The organism is Brotonthovivens ammoniilytica, from assembly GCF_025566885.1.
GTDB classification, from domain to species: domain Bacteria; phylum Bacillota; class Clostridia; order Lachnospirales; family Lachnospiraceae; genus Brotonthovivens; species Brotonthovivens ammoniilytica.
Genome location: NZ_JAOQJQ010000002.1, coordinates 170,811 through 183,496 on the forward strand (window position 1 = coordinate 170,811; position 12,686 = coordinate 183,496).

General features: G+C 40.0%; 18 protein-coding genes. All 18 read left to right on the plus strand.

Annotation, left to right across the window (positions count from 1 at the left end):
- Window positions 1–3: 3 nt before the first annotated feature.
- The 18 genes from OCV88_RS05240 (at window position 4) to OCV88_RS05325 (ending at window position 12,558) form a co-directional block, all read left to right on the plus strand.
- Window positions 4–141 (plus strand): DUF3789 domain-containing protein, encoded by a 138-nt coding sequence (locus tag OCV88_RS05240; protein ID WP_470253719.1) that lies wholly within the window; start codon window positions 4–6, stop codon window positions 139–141.
- Window positions 142–363, plus strand: coding sequence for a hypothetical protein (locus OCV88_RS05245; protein ID WP_158424526.1), 222 nt, complete (start codon window positions 142–144; stop codon window positions 361–363).
- 217 nt (window positions 364–580) lie between these two features.
- Complete coding sequence (locus OCV88_RS05250; RefSeq protein ID WP_158424527.1) at window positions 581–943, plus strand: helix-turn-helix domain-containing protein; 363 nt, start codon at window positions 581–583, stop codon at window positions 941–943.
- A gap of 85 nt (window positions 944–1,028) precedes the next feature.
- Window positions 1,029–1,241 (plus strand): hypothetical protein, encoded by a 213-nt coding sequence (locus OCV88_RS05255; protein WP_158424528.1) that lies wholly within the window; start codon window positions 1,029–1,031, stop codon window positions 1,239–1,241.
- Window positions 1,238–1,735: an antirestriction protein ArdA gene (locus OCV88_RS05260; RefSeq protein ID WP_158424529.1), complete on the plus strand. Its 498-nt coding sequence runs from the start codon at window positions 1,238–1,240 to the stop codon at window positions 1,733–1,735. The genes OCV88_RS05255 and OCV88_RS05260 overlap by 4 nt, the downstream gene beginning before the upstream one ends.
- A 15-nt stretch (window positions 1,736–1,750) precedes the next feature.
- Entirely contained in the window at window positions 1,751–2,254 is a 504-nt protein-coding gene (locus tag OCV88_RS05265; RefSeq protein WP_158424530.1) for an antirestriction protein ArdA, read from the plus strand.
- 163 nt (window positions 2,255–2,417) lie between these two features.
- Window positions 2,418–2,807, plus strand: a complete 390-nt coding sequence (locus OCV88_RS05270) for a conjugal transfer protein (RefSeq protein WP_158424531.1) — start codon at window positions 2,418–2,420, stop codon at window positions 2,805–2,807.
- On the plus strand, window positions 2,794–5,244 hold the full coding sequence (gene tcpF / locus OCV88_RS05275) for a conjugal transfer ATPase TcpF (protein ID WP_158424532.1): 2,451 nt from the start codon (window positions 2,794–2,796) through the stop codon (window positions 5,242–5,244). Before OCV88_RS05270 ends, tcpF begins: the two co-directional genes overlap by 14 nt.
- Complete coding sequence (locus tag OCV88_RS05280) at window positions 5,244–7,400, plus strand: CD3337/EF1877 family mobilome membrane protein (protein WP_158424533.1); 2,157 nt, start codon at window positions 5,244–5,246, stop codon at window positions 7,398–7,400. Before tcpF ends, OCV88_RS05280 begins: the two co-directional genes overlap by 1 nt.
- The gene (locus OCV88_RS05285) at window positions 7,397–8,404 is read left to right on the plus strand and encodes a C40 family peptidase (RefSeq protein WP_158424534.1); all 1,008 of its coding nucleotides are present in this window, start codon (window positions 7,397–7,399) and stop codon (window positions 8,402–8,404) included. Before OCV88_RS05280 ends, OCV88_RS05285 begins: the two co-directional genes overlap by 4 nt.
- Before the next feature lie 15 nt (window positions 8,405–8,419).
- Window positions 8,420–9,313 carry a conjugal transfer protein gene (locus OCV88_RS05290; RefSeq protein WP_158424981.1) on the plus strand — a complete coding sequence of 298 codons (894 nt, stop codon included), beginning with the start codon at window positions 8,420–8,422 and terminating at the stop codon, window positions 9,311–9,313.
- A gap of 109 nt (window positions 9,314–9,422) precedes the next feature.
- On the plus strand, window positions 9,423–9,914 hold the full coding sequence (locus OCV88_RS05295) for a MarR family winged helix-turn-helix transcriptional regulator (protein WP_158424535.1): 492 nt from the start codon (window positions 9,423–9,425) through the stop codon (window positions 9,912–9,914).
- Window positions 9,901–10,290, plus strand: a complete 390-nt coding sequence (locus tag OCV88_RS05300; protein WP_158424536.1) for an FMN-binding protein — start codon at window positions 9,901–9,903, stop codon at window positions 10,288–10,290. Before OCV88_RS05295 ends, OCV88_RS05300 begins: the two co-directional genes overlap by 14 nt.
- A gap of 5 nt (window positions 10,291–10,295) precedes the next feature.
- A complete protein-coding gene (locus tag OCV88_RS05305) occupies window positions 10,296–10,829 on the plus strand; it encodes a flavodoxin domain-containing protein (protein WP_158424537.1) in 534 nt (177 codons plus the stop codon).
- A 33-nt stretch (window positions 10,830–10,862) separates the two neighbouring features.
- On the plus strand, window positions 10,863–11,087 hold the full coding sequence (locus OCV88_RS05310) for a hypothetical protein (RefSeq protein ID WP_158424538.1): 225 nt from the start codon (window positions 10,863–10,865) through the stop codon (window positions 11,085–11,087).
- 60 nt (window positions 11,088–11,147) lie between these two features.
- Complete coding sequence (locus OCV88_RS05315) at window positions 11,148–11,636, plus strand: MGMT family protein (RefSeq protein WP_158424539.1); 489 nt, start codon at window positions 11,148–11,150, stop codon at window positions 11,634–11,636.
- A 273-nt stretch (window positions 11,637–11,909) separates the two neighbouring features.
- Complete coding sequence (locus tag OCV88_RS05320) at window positions 11,910–12,338, plus strand: RNA polymerase sigma factor (protein ID WP_158424540.1); 429 nt, start codon at window positions 11,910–11,912, stop codon at window positions 12,336–12,338.
- Window positions 12,331–12,558 (plus strand): helix-turn-helix domain-containing protein, encoded by a 228-nt coding sequence (locus OCV88_RS05325; RefSeq protein ID WP_158424541.1) that lies wholly within the window; start codon window positions 12,331–12,333, stop codon window positions 12,556–12,558. Before OCV88_RS05320 ends, OCV88_RS05325 begins: the two co-directional genes overlap by 8 nt.
- Window positions 12,559–12,686: the final 128 nt, after the last annotated feature.

Here is a 12,686-nt window from a genome sequence, read left to right on the forward strand (position 1 = left end):
TTGATGATGTGGGAATTGATAAAGAACTTACTGCTGGTATCACTTGGCATGGGTATCGGCGTGGTTCTGATGTGTATTCTAAGTGTCGGAAAGGAAGCTGACCGACACATGATAGAAATAAAAGAAAGCGAGGAAAATTAAATGAATTTTGGAGCAAATCTATACAACTGGTTTTTAAGCAACGCACAGTCTTTAGTGCTTATGGCGATTGTGGTTATTGGTATTTACTTAGGGTTCAAACGTGAGTTTTCAAAGCTCATTGGCTTCTTGGTGGTAGCCTTAGTTGCGGTTGGATTGGTATTCAATGCAGGCGGTGTGAAAGATGTACTCTTAGAGCTGTTTAATAAGATTATCGGTGCATAAAACTATATTGTAACGAAAATATGGAACTGCTATAATATGGGTATAAAAATAAACTTATATGTGGTTAATATTTCTTTACCTTATGATAACTATTAGTGAATTTTATTGATGTAATGAGTGGTTGACAAATTGCCAACAAAGGTTGGTTGAAAAAAATCGTTATATTTGCAATACTTATTTTGCGGTCGCAAATAAAATCTATTTTAGGAGGCTACTTATGAATTTTAATGAAAAACTGATAAATTTAAGAAAGTCCAAAGGTCTTTCGCAAGAGGAATTGGGAAATGAACTAAAGGTTTCCAGACAAACGATTTCAAAATGGGAATCTTGCCAGTCGTACCCAGATTTTCAACGATTAGTATTATTGAGTGATTACTTTGGGTTGACATTAGATGAATTGGTAAGAAATATTGACGTTCAAGAGGTGAGAGAAAAAAATTTAAATAATGAAAAATTATCTTCAATATATGATGATATAAATGAGGGGAAAAATTTTATTAGGATATGTTATATGATTGGAATTGGAGTGCTAATATTTTTTTCACTGATTGTTCTTTATGGTATATTTTTCTCAAAATAAAATATAAGTTCATGTATTTTAAAAAGCAGTTAGTCTTAGGATTGACTGCTTTTTCTATACTTAAATTTAAGATTGGAGTGATACCTTGAAAGATATATTTTCGGATATGCAGGCAACTATCGGCTGTACCTACATTTCAGATTTGCCACATCATAAGCGTATGGTGTGGCAAGAAATGAAACAACTGAACCTTGCCGACTATCCGCTGAAACAATTAGAAGATTTTGCAGGCTATGTCTTTGGTGTCCCTTACCCTATCATAGCTGAAGCATTACAGAAAGGACGTGACAGCGATTGAAAGAATTAAGAGTATTGATAGAAAGCCTTGCACCTGCTGGCGAGGAACAGCTATCCGCATGGTTTACGCTTCCCATTGACGCAGATATTTTTGAAGAACGTTTGAAAGTATCTATGGACAGTGAGGACTACCGTATTATCGAGAAAGAGCTTCCTTTTGCTGATGAAGTAAAGGAAGATACCATTGCAGGACAACTCAACAATCTATATACTCTTTTCACAGAGTTGCCCTCTGATATGCAGGAAGATTGTGAGGAATTGTTGTGCTTTTATACCAGCTTGGAAGAACTGCACACACAGAGAAATGATATTATCCATTATCCTTTATGCAAAAACATGACCGACGTTGCAAGGACAGTTTTGGAACAAAATCCTGCCTACAATGCGTTGTCTGAAACGATTATCCGATACTTTGATTTTGAGGGCTACGGACAATATCTTGATGATAACGGAAAATTCGTGGAAACCGACAACGGTATCTATGAACTACCGTAGAAATGAGGTGTTGCTATGGTAGAGGATATGCGTGTGTATATCGCTAATCTTGGAAAATACAATGAGGGCTATTTAGTTGGCGACTGGTTCTCTTTTCTGATTGATGAAGAAGATGTTGCCGAGCGTATCGGATTAAATGAACGATACGAAGAATACGCCGTACATGATACGGATAATTTCCCGATTGAGATTGGCGAGTATATTTCCATTCAAGAATTGAATGGAATGTATGAAATGATATGTGAGCTTCCCGACTTTATCACGGACAGCTTGGACGAATTTGTATCACATTATGGAACACTAGAAGAACTGTACGACCATAAGGACGATATGATTTTATACGCTGGCTGTGAGGATATGACCGACGTTGCCTATTACTTTATTGATGAATTGCAGAGCTTGGGGACAATTCCCTCACAGTTGGAAAACTATATCGACTATGAAGCATACGGCAGGGACTTATCCTTTGAGGGAACTTTTATTGAAACAAAACATGGTATGTGTGAAATACCGTGGTAAGAAGCTGGCAGATCGGCGACCTAGAGGGTTGCTTCTGACAGCTTTTTCTACTAGAGACAGTCTGAAAACGGCTGTCCTTTTCTATTATGCGAAATCTCATAAAGAGATACCACTATGCCGTGAAGTACACGGCAGGAATAAAGAAAGGAGTGGAAACGAAAACATGAAAAAGATTAAAAGCTACACGGGTATCTGGAACGTGGAAAAAGTCTTGTATGCAATCAATGACTTTAATTTACCTTTTCCCGTTACCTTTACACAGATTACATGGTTTGTGATAACGGAATTTATCATCATTCTGTTTGGGGACTTACCGCCATTCTCCATGATTGAGGGGGCATTTTTAAAATACTTCGGTATTCCCGTGGCTCTCACATGGTTTATGTCGCAAAAGACCTTTGACGGCAAGAAGCCATACAGCTTTTTGAAATCACAGATAACCTTTGCCCTACGCCCAAAGACTACTTATGCAGGAAAAGCCGTGAAACTAAGAAATGAAAGATTGAATGAAACGATTACGACAGTAAGGAGTGTGAGCTATGTTCCCGATTAAATATATCGACAACAACCTTGTCTGGAACAAGGACAATGAGGTATTCGCCTACTATGAGCTGATACCTTACAATTACAGTTTTCTATCTGCTGAACAGAAATTTATTGTGCATGACAGCTTCCGACAGTTGATTGCACAGTCCCGTGAGGGCAAGATACACGCTTTGCAGATTGCCACCGAAAGCTCAATCCGAAGCATACAAGAGCAGTCAAAGAAGCTGGTAACGGGACGATTGAAAGATGTTGCCTATCAGAAGATAGACGAGCAGACCGAAGCACTGGTAAGCATGATTGGGGACAATCAAGTAGACTACCGCTTTTTTCTTGGCTTCAAGCTCATGGTAACGGAAGAACAATTCAATTTGAAGAACATGAAAAAATCAGCGTGGCTGACATTCAAGGAATTTATCCATGAAGTGAACCACACATTGATGAATGACTTTGTATCTATGCCGAATGATGAAATCAACCGCTATCTGAAAATGGAGAAGCTGTTGGAAAACAAAATCAGCCGACGCTTCAAGGTGCGACGCTTGGAAACCAACGACTTCGGGTATCTGATTGAACATCTTTACGGCAGGGACGGTATCGCCTATGAAGATTATGAGTACCACTTACCAAAGAAAAAGCTGAAAAAGGAAACTTTGATAAAGCACTACGACTTGATACGTCCGACCCGTTGCCTTGTGGAAGAAAGCCAGCGACATTTACGCTTGGAGCATGAGGACAGCGAAAGCTACGTTTCCTATTTTACTGTCAATGCGATTGTCGGGGAGCTGGATTTTCCGTCCTCTGAAATCTTTTACTTCCAGCAACAGCAGTTTACTTTTCCCGTTGATACCAGCATGAATGTAGAAATCGTGGAAAATCGAAAAGCATTGTCAACGGTTCGCAACAAGAAAAAGGAATTGAAAGATTTAGATAACCATGCCTACCAGTCTGGCAGTGAAACCAGCTCTAACGTGGTGGACGCATTAGACAGTGTGGACGAGCTGGAAACCGATTTAGACCAGTCCAAAGAAAGTATGTATAAGCTCTCCTATGTTATCCGTGTATCTGCTCCCGACCTTGACGAACTGAAACGCCGTTGTGATGAAGTCAAGGACTTCTACGACGATTTGAACGTCAAGCTGGTGCGTCCTGCTGGCGATATGTTAGGGCTTCACTCTGAATTTCTGCCTGCCAGCAAGCGTTACATCAATGACTATGTGCAGTATGTAAAATCCGACTTCTTGGCAGGGCTTGGCTTTGGAGCGACACAGCAGTTAGGGGAAAACACGGGTATCTATATCGGCTATTCTGTTGATACGGGACGCAATGTATATTTACAGCCGTCCCTTGCCAGTCAAGGCGTAAAAGGAACGGTTACCAATGCGTTAGCGTCTGCTTTTGTTGGTTCATTGGGTGGTGGAAAATCATTCTGTAACAACCTGCTTGTCTATTACTCTGTTTTATTTGGCGGTCAGGCGGTAATCTTAGACCCAAAATCAGAACGAGGAAATTGGAAAGCGACGCTCCCAGAAATCGCCCACGAAATCAATATCGTCAACCTTACCAGCGACAGAGAAAACGCAGGACTGCTTGACCCGTTCGTGATTATGAAGAATGTGAAAGACGCTGAAAGTCTGGCAATCGACATACTCACATTCCTTACGGGGATTTCCTCTAGGGACGGCGAGAAGTTCCCCGTACTTCGTAAGGCGGTGCGTGCCGTTACCCAGAGTGAAACAAGGGGCTTGCTCCATGTGATTGAGGAATTAAGAAAGGAAGATACGCCTATCTCACGCAACATTGCCGACCATATCGACAGCTTCACGGATTACGATTTTGCACATCTGCTGTTTTCAGACGGTACGGTGGAAAATGCAATCAGTTTAGATAACCAGCTCAATATCATTCAAGTAGCCGACTTAGTTCTGCCCGATAAGGACACCACCTTTGAGGAATACACGACCATTGAATTACTGTCTGTTTCCATGCTGATTGTAATTAGCACCTTTGCATTAGATTTCATTCACAGCGATAGAAGCATTTTCAAGATTGTAGACCTTGACGAAGCGTGGGCGTTCTTAAATGTGGCACAAGGCGAAACGCTCTCCAACAAACTGGTGCGTGCTGGACGTGCCATGCAGGCAGGTGTGTACTTCGTCACGCAGTCTTCGGGGGACGTATCAAAGGAAAGTCTGAAAAACAATATCGGTTTGAAATTTGCATTTAGAAGCACCGATATAAACGAGATTAAGCAGACCCTTGAATTTTTCAGCATTGACAAAGAGGACGAGAACAACCAGAAGCGACTTCGTGATTTGGAAAACGGGCAATGCCTATTGCAAGATTTATACGGACGTGTGGGCGTGGTACAGATACACCCCGTCTTTGAAGAATTACTGCACGCCTTTGATACCAGACCGCCGATACAGAGAAATGAGGTGGAGTGATGAAAGAAAGGATAAAAGGTGCTTTCACAAGAAAAAAGATATTCCGCTTTCTCAAAATGGCTCTGCTTGTCGTGGCACTGTCCCTTATCCTGCTTTCGCTCTTGGGAACGGTGGCACACGCCACGGGGCTTGTGGACGACACTATCAATACCGAAAACCTTTATTCTAAATATCCACTATCGAATTATCAGCTTGATTTCTACGTCGATAATAGCTGGTCGTGGCTTCCGTGGAACTGGTTGGATGGGATTGGAAAAAGTGTGCAATACGGGCTTTACTGCATTACAAATTTCGTCTGGACGATAAGCCTATATCTTTCTAATGCTACGGGCTATGTGGTGCAGGAAGCCTACAAGCTGGACTTCATCAACGATATGGCAGACAGTATCGGCAAAAGCATACAGACCCTTGCAGGTGTTACGCAGAACGGTTTTTCCAGCTCTGGCTTTTATGTAGGCTTCCTACTGCTGATTATCCTAGTTGTCGGTATCTATGTTGCCTATACGGGACTGATAAAAAGAGAAACCAGCAAGGCACTGCACGCCGTTATCAACTTTGTGGTGGTGTTTCTTTTATCGGCTTCCTTTATTGCCTACGCTCCCGACTACATCAAGAAAGTAAATGACTTTTCATCAGACATCAGCACTGCTTCACTGGACTTGGGAACAAAAATCATGCTTCCCGACAGTGACAGCAAAGGCAAGGACAGCGTGGACTTGATACGGGACAGCCTATTTTCCATACAAGTACAACAGCCGTGGCTACTCTTACAGTTTGGAAACAGCGATATAGATGAAATCGGCTCTGACCGTGTGGAAGCTCTGGTATCGGCAAGCCCAGAGGACGAGGACGGCGAAACAAGGGAAAATGTCGTCAAGACCGAGATTGAGGACAACGACAACAACAATCTGACGATACCGCAGGTGGTAAATCGTTTAGGTATGGTGTTCTTCCTGCTTATCTTCAACTTAGGGATAACCGTATTTGTATTCTTGCTTACGGGTATGATGTTGTTCAGCCAGATACTTTTTATCATCTTCGCCATGTTTCTGCCTATCAGCTTTCTATTAAGTATGATACCGAGCTATGAGAGCATGGCAAAGCAGGCGATTGTTCGTGTATTCAATACGATTATGACAAGGGCTGGTATTACGCTGATTGTTACGGTAGCTTTTAGTATTTCCAGTATGTTCTACAACATATCCACAGACTACCCGTTTTTTATGGTGGCGTTCTTGCAGATAGTATGTTTTGCAGGTATTTACATGAAGCTAGGCGATTTAATGAGTATGTTCTCTTTAAATGCTGGCGACAGTCAGAGCATGGGACGCAGAATTTTCCGCAGACCATATATGTTCATGCGACATAGGGCTAGGCGTATGGAACACCGATTAGCTAGGGCTGTGGGTAAAGGAAGTGTATTAGGTGCTGGAGCTGGTGCAATGGCTGGCTCTATGGTATCGTCTGGCGGTTCATCAGCAAGGAACACTACACCAAAACAGCCCACCCGAAGTAACAACGCTTCTCTTGGCGGTAAGGCTGGTTCAGCCGTAGGAGCTGTCCTTGATACAAAGAATAAAGTTAAGGATAAGGCAACCGCCGTCAAAGAAAATATCAAGGATATGCCGACACAGACTGCCTATGCGGTTCATTCTGCCAGAGAAAAGGCAAAGTCCAGCGTGTCCGACTTCAAGCGTGGCGTAGTGCAGGAACAAGAAAACCGCCAGTCTGGGCGTTTAGAAAAACAGCAATTACATAGACAGAATATTGCGGATAAGCGTATGGAGCTTCAAAAGGCACAGGAAGCAAGGCAGGCAGGGAAGAAATCGGACGGATTGGCGACAAGCGGAACTACCCGTCCCCATGAAAGACCAGCCACTACTTCTAAGGGCAATGTAGAAAAACAGCAGGAAGTCAAACGCCCTGCCACAGCTTCTAAAGTGAAGAATGAGGAAGTCAAAGCAAATGTTGTCAAAGAGCGTCCGTTATCTTCTGGCGGTACATCAACTAAGACCGTCAATCAAGAAACAGTAAGACAGAATTACAAGTCTGACCGTGTAACGAAAACGCAAACGACAACTACACAGAAGCAGACACAGCAAAATACCGAGAAGAATAAGCGAACCCTATTCAAGAAAGGACAAAGGAAGAAATGAAACTAAGACATATCGCTATCATTGGCAGTCTGTTTCCTATCCTCTTTTCTATCGTATTATTCTTTGGGGTTCTGATTAGTGCTGAGGACGACGACGGGAGCAACAGCTATTCCTCTAATTATATGGGTATGAACCTATCCGCCGAAGTGTTGAAACATCAGCCTATGGTAGAAAAGTATGCCAGAGAAAACGGTATTTCCGAGTATGTCAATGTGTTGCTGGCAATCATACAAGTGGAAAGTGGCGGTACAGCCGTAGACGTTATGCAGTCTAGTGAAAGTCTGGGATTACCGCCCAACTCACTAGATACAGAAAGCTCAATCAAGCAGGGGTGTCAGTATTTTGCGTCCCTGCTTTCTTCCTGCAAAAATCAAGGTATCAGCGATATAAATGTCGTGATACAGTCCTATAACTATGGCGGTGGCTATGTGGGATATGTGGCAGGAAACGGGAAAAAGCATACGTTCAATCTGGCGGAAAATTTCGCAAAAGATAAATCGGGCGGTCAGAAAGTAACCTACACGAACCCTATCGCCGTAGCGAAGAATGGTGGCTGGCGATATGCCTATGGAAATATGTTTTATTGTGAACTGGTAAATCAGTATTTAACCGTTACGCAGTTTGACAATGCCACCGTGCAGGCGATTATGAATGAAGCGTTGAAGTATCAAGGCTGGAAATATCAATATGGTGGAAGTAACCCCAACACTTCTTTTGATTGTTCTGGACTGACGCAGTGGTGCTATGGCAAGGCTGGTATTTCATTGCCGAGAACCGCACAAGCACAGTATGACGCAACACAGCATATCCCACTATCGCAGGCAAAGGCTGGCGATTTGGTCTTTTTCCACAGTACCTACAACGCTGGAAGCTATGTAACCCACGTCGGTATCTATGTAGGAAATAATCAGATGTATCATGCAGGCGACCCTATCGGATATGCCGACCTCAATAATTCGTATTGGCAACAGCACTTGATAGGTGCTGGAAGAATAAAACAGTAGAAAGGATTGGAAACCATGTTTAAAAAGAAAGAAAAACCAGTAAAAGAAAAAAAGGTGCGTACTGTCAAAGTAGGCACACATAAGAAATCCGTGATTGCATTGTGGGTAGTGCTTATCGCAAGTGTGAGCTTTGGCGTGTATAAGAACTTTACCGCTATTGATATGCACACGGTACATGAAACAGAAACGATACAGCTAAGACTAAATGACACCAACGGGCCTGAAAATTTCGTGAAGAACTTCTGCAAGTCCTACTACACATGGGACAACAGCAAAGAAGCTATCGAAGCAAGGACGCAGGCAATCAGCGGTTATCTCACAAAGGAATTGCAGGACTTGAACCTTGATACCGTAAGAACGGATATACCGACCAGCTCCGTAGTTACAAATGTGCTGATTTGGGATATAGAACAGTCGGGAACGGACACTTTTTCTGCTACCTACGAAGTAGATCAGCAGATAAAAGAGGGCGAACAGACAACGAATGTCAAGGCAACCTATACCGTCAAAGTCCATGTAGATAAAGACGGCGATATGGTTATCGTGCAGAACCCGACCCTTGCACCAGCGGTTGAAAAGTCTGATTATGAACCAAAGGCACAAGAAGCAGACGCTAGTGTGGACACTGATACCGTCAATGACGCTACCGCATTTTTAGAAACGTTCTTTAAGCTGTACCCGACAGCAACAGAAAAGGAGCTTGCCTACTATGTGGCTGGCAATGTGCTTGAACCTATCGGCAGGGACTACCTCTATTCTGAATTAGTCAACCCCGTATTTACGGCTGACGGGGATAATGTGAAAGTCAAGGTTGCCGTGAAATTCATAGACAATCAGACAAAGGCAACGCAGGTATCACAGTTTGAGCTTGTGTTACATAAGGATAGCAACTGGAAGATTGTAGCGTAATAAATACTCCGCGAATTTTTATGATGTCTATTTATAAACATTTGAATAATTGACAAATAGGTAACTTGTTGCTATAATATAGTAACAAGTTACCTATAAGGAGGTTTTTATGGACATCAATGATTTAATAAAAAGATTTTCAGATACAACCGAAAATCAATGTAAGGCTATCTTTAGCTCACTATTTATTGCAGGAAATAAATTACAAACAATATTTGACAATCATATACCAGAAATATCCTTGAAACAATTTATGCTTTTAACAATGATAAAGCAATCACAAGAACAATTAACATTTACACAATTAGGAAAATTGTTAGGTTGTTCTCGACAAAATGTAAAGAAATTAGCCTTTACCTTAGAGAAAAAGGGATTTGTTTTTATAACAAAAAGCGAAAATGACGCACGGGCTTTAACTATCCATTCAACAAAAAAGTTAGATAAATTCTTTGAAACAGTATTTATATCCTACCAAGAAGATTTACATTATCTTTTCGATATATACACAGAAAAAGAAATACAACAGCTATTTAATTTAATGATGAAATTATATGCTGGCATAGATAATCTGGAAAGGAACTACTGTGATGAAAAAAAATAGAAAGATAATATTGATTGGGATATTTTGTCTGTTATTACTTGTCTTTATTTTTGTTCAAATTTTAAGCCATAGAATTGTAAAGCAAGCAAACGATATAGCAATAAACGACATTGACCTATCATCAGTCGAAAATGGGGAGTATATTGGAGAATACGCTATTACTCCCGTTTATGCAAAAGTTAAGATTTCAGTTAAAAATCAAGAAATAGTTGATATACAAATTTTAGAACACAATAACGGCTTAGGAACATCTGCTGAAAAAATAGTTGATAAGGTTTTAGAAAATCAATCTTTAGATATAGATGCTGTATCGGGGGCAACTGTAAGCAGTAGGTGTATATTAAAAGCGATAGACAATGCTATTGAAAAGGAGTAAGGAAAATGAAAAAAGTTTTAGTGTTATATCAATCAAAATATGGTGCTACAAAAAAATATGTTGATATGATAAAAAAAGAAATCGTATGTGATGTTTTTGAAATAAGCAGTTTTCAATTTAACAACGCAAGTAATTACGATATTATTGTTTTTGCTAGTGGTATATATGCAAACGGTATATCTGGCGTAAAATACATCAAAAAGAATATCGAATACATCAAAAACAAGAAAGTCTGTGTTTTTATGGTAGGAGCAAGTCCATTTGATAAGAAAGCAGTTGAACTGGTTAAAGAGCATAATTTAAAAAATATTCCGTTTGAAATTACTGTGTTTTACGGTAGAGGTATTTATGATGAAAATATTATGAGTTTTAAAGATAGGACATTATGTAAAATGTTAAAAAAATCATTACAAAAAAAAGACCCGACTACCTTTGAACCGTGGATGAAAGCAATTTTTGAAGCAAGTGAAAAAAGTTGTGATTGGACTGATAGAAATTATGTAAATCCACTGATAGAATACATTGAACAAAATATTTAATGAAATATTCATGCCATTGGAAAGGAAATACTTATGATAGGACTTAAAAAACGAGATATGAAATACATTATGAAAGTTGGTGCTAAAGCTCAAGGTGTTTCGGTATCTGAATTTCGTGCTATGCTACAAGATACCATAGATGAAGCTATGGAAAGCACAGACCCAGACGTGCAGGCAAATTTTAAACGATACTTTGGGAATAAACGACCAACACCAGAAGAATATATTTATACAATTACCAAAAAGACAAAATTTTAAAAACAACCTCATTGCATTATATATCTAAAAGGAATAGGCTTATATTAGGAGGTGTTAATTATGGCTAATGAGAATAAAAAAGACTTTAATAAAATGCTTCATGATAGCAAAGATATGCCAAAGTATCAAATTATCACAGACGAAGCCAGTATTAAAAAATATGGTGGTGATAGAATGTATTTTGCTCCGCCTATCGAATATGACAAAATTATGAAGTTAATTCCTTATGGGAAAATTGTTACCGTTGGTGAAATAAGAGAGTATTTTGCTAAATTGAGTGGTGCTGATTTTACTGAACCGATTACAGCGGGTATTTTCGTTTCAATCGTAGCTTGGGCTAGTTTTCAGCGTGACAAAGATAAAACTCCATACTGGCGTACTTTAAAAGCTAATGGAGAATTAAATTCAAAATACCCCCATGGAATTGAAGAACAAAAAAAGTTACTAGAAACCGAAGGACATACAATTATAACAAGAGGAAGAAAGAATATTCGATACTTTGTTCAAGATTATCAGAATTATTTATTTGATTTGTCAAAACTGAAATAAGCTCATAAAGTTGCTACAAAGGGGGCTTGTCGTATGAAACGCTTTAAGCACAATTCAATATATTCAAGTCCGATTTAACAGCATACTATCTACAATTCAATACGCTATAACAGTAGCTCGTACAAAATTCATATTTTGTGCGGGCTTTTTTAGTTCCAGAAAAAAGTTCTGCTTTTTTCTCAATTCATGCAACAAATCACACCCTGCTGTACAGATATGGTGCGGAAAGAGGGATAAACACTTTTCACTTCATAACAGAAAGGGGGTGTGATTATGAAACCGTCGGACTTCCAAAAGACGATACAGTGTCAATTTGACTGCAAGCTCAAGCGTGTAGTCAAAGGCATTGTTCGTAACTACCGAAAAGAATTGAAGCGTCGCAGAAATCGAGAAATTTCATTTTGTGAGCTTCCAGAAATCGTTGTTGAAAAGTTGGCTGTCTGGGACGAATACGAAAGCGACTACACAGCTTTTGATGTATGCGGTATTGAAATCCGTGTACTTGATGATGAATTAGCAGACGCTCTCAAAAGTCTTCCAGAACGTGAACGAGCGATTATACTCATGTATTTCTTTCTTGATATGAGCGATACAGAAATAGGCGAAAAGTTGAATATCAATCGTACTACCTCATTTCGCAGTCGTAAAAATTCATTGGAAGAAATCAGAAAAAAATTAAAGGAGAACATAAGCAATGAATAAAACACACCCTTCATTTTATCTTATTTCATCGGCTGTGGACGGTAACGTAAATTCGATTGAACGCTTGTTACAATTCTATGAGCCGTACATATCAAAGTGCTGTTTGCGACCATTCTATGATGAATACGGAAATGTTTGTATTGTCGTGGATATGGAATTAAAGGGGCGTATCAGAGAAGCTCTTTTAAAAATGATATGTGAATTTGAAATAGAAGAATAAGCAGATACCGCAGGGTATGATTTGTTGAAATCCCCTCTTTCCTGCCCTGCTACTGCTTTCACACATGAAAGCCTATGCTTTCGCCAACTGCTCTTTGACAACTGAATAAAGCAGACAGATACGTTTGT

Bases quoted from the DNA above. Each gene is read 5' to 3' on its own strand.
- OCV88_RS05295 (WP_158424535.1), top strand. From the start codon at position 9,423: ATGGACATCAATGATTTAATAAAAAGATTTTCAGATACAACCGAAAAT.
- OCV88_RS05270 (WP_158424531.1), top strand. From the start codon at position 2,418: ATGAAAAAGATTAAAAGCTACACGGGTATCTGGAACGTGGAAAAAGTC.
- OCV88_RS05290 (WP_158424981.1), top strand. From the start codon at position 8,420: ATGTTTAAAAAGAAAGAAAAACCAGTAAAAGAAAAAAAGGTGCGTACT.
- OCV88_RS05320 (WP_158424540.1), top strand. From the start codon at position 11,910: ATGAAACCGTCGGACTTCCAAAAGACGATACAGTGTCAATTTGACTGC.
- OCV88_RS05240 (WP_470253719.1), top strand. From the start codon at position 4: ATGATGTGGGAATTGATAAAGAACTTACTGCTGGTATCACTTGGCATG.
- OCV88_RS05285 (WP_158424534.1), top strand. From the start codon at position 7,397: ATGAAACTAAGACATATCGCTATCATTGGCAGTCTGTTTCCTATCCTC.
- OCV88_RS05300 (WP_158424536.1), top strand. From the start codon at position 9,901: ATGAAAAAAAATAGAAAGATAATATTGATTGGGATATTTTGTCTGTTA.
- OCV88_RS05250 (WP_158424527.1), top strand. From the start codon at position 581: ATGAATTTTAATGAAAAACTGATAAATTTAAGAAAGTCCAAAGGTCTT.
- OCV88_RS05265 (WP_158424530.1), top strand. From the start codon at position 1,751: ATGGTAGAGGATATGCGTGTGTATATCGCTAATCTTGGAAAATACAAT.
- OCV88_RS05315 (WP_158424539.1), top strand. From the start codon at position 11,148: ATGGCTAATGAGAATAAAAAAGACTTTAATAAAATGCTTCATGATAGC.
- tcpF (WP_158424532.1), top strand. From the start codon at position 2,794: ATGTTCCCGATTAAATATATCGACAACAACCTTGTCTGGAACAAGGAC.
- OCV88_RS05325 (WP_158424541.1), top strand. From the start codon at position 12,331: ATGAATAAAACACACCCTTCATTTTATCTTATTTCATCGGCTGTGGAC.
- OCV88_RS05245 (WP_158424526.1), top strand. From the start codon at position 142: ATGAATTTTGGAGCAAATCTATACAACTGGTTTTTAAGCAACGCACAG.
- OCV88_RS05310 (WP_158424538.1), top strand. From the start codon at position 10,863: ATGATAGGACTTAAAAAACGAGATATGAAATACATTATGAAAGTTGGT.
- OCV88_RS05280 (WP_158424533.1), top strand. From the start codon at position 5,244: ATGAAAGAAAGGATAAAAGGTGCTTTCACAAGAAAAAAGATATTCCGC.
- OCV88_RS05305 (WP_158424537.1), top strand. From the start codon at position 10,296: ATGAAAAAAGTTTTAGTGTTATATCAATCAAAATATGGTGCTACAAAA.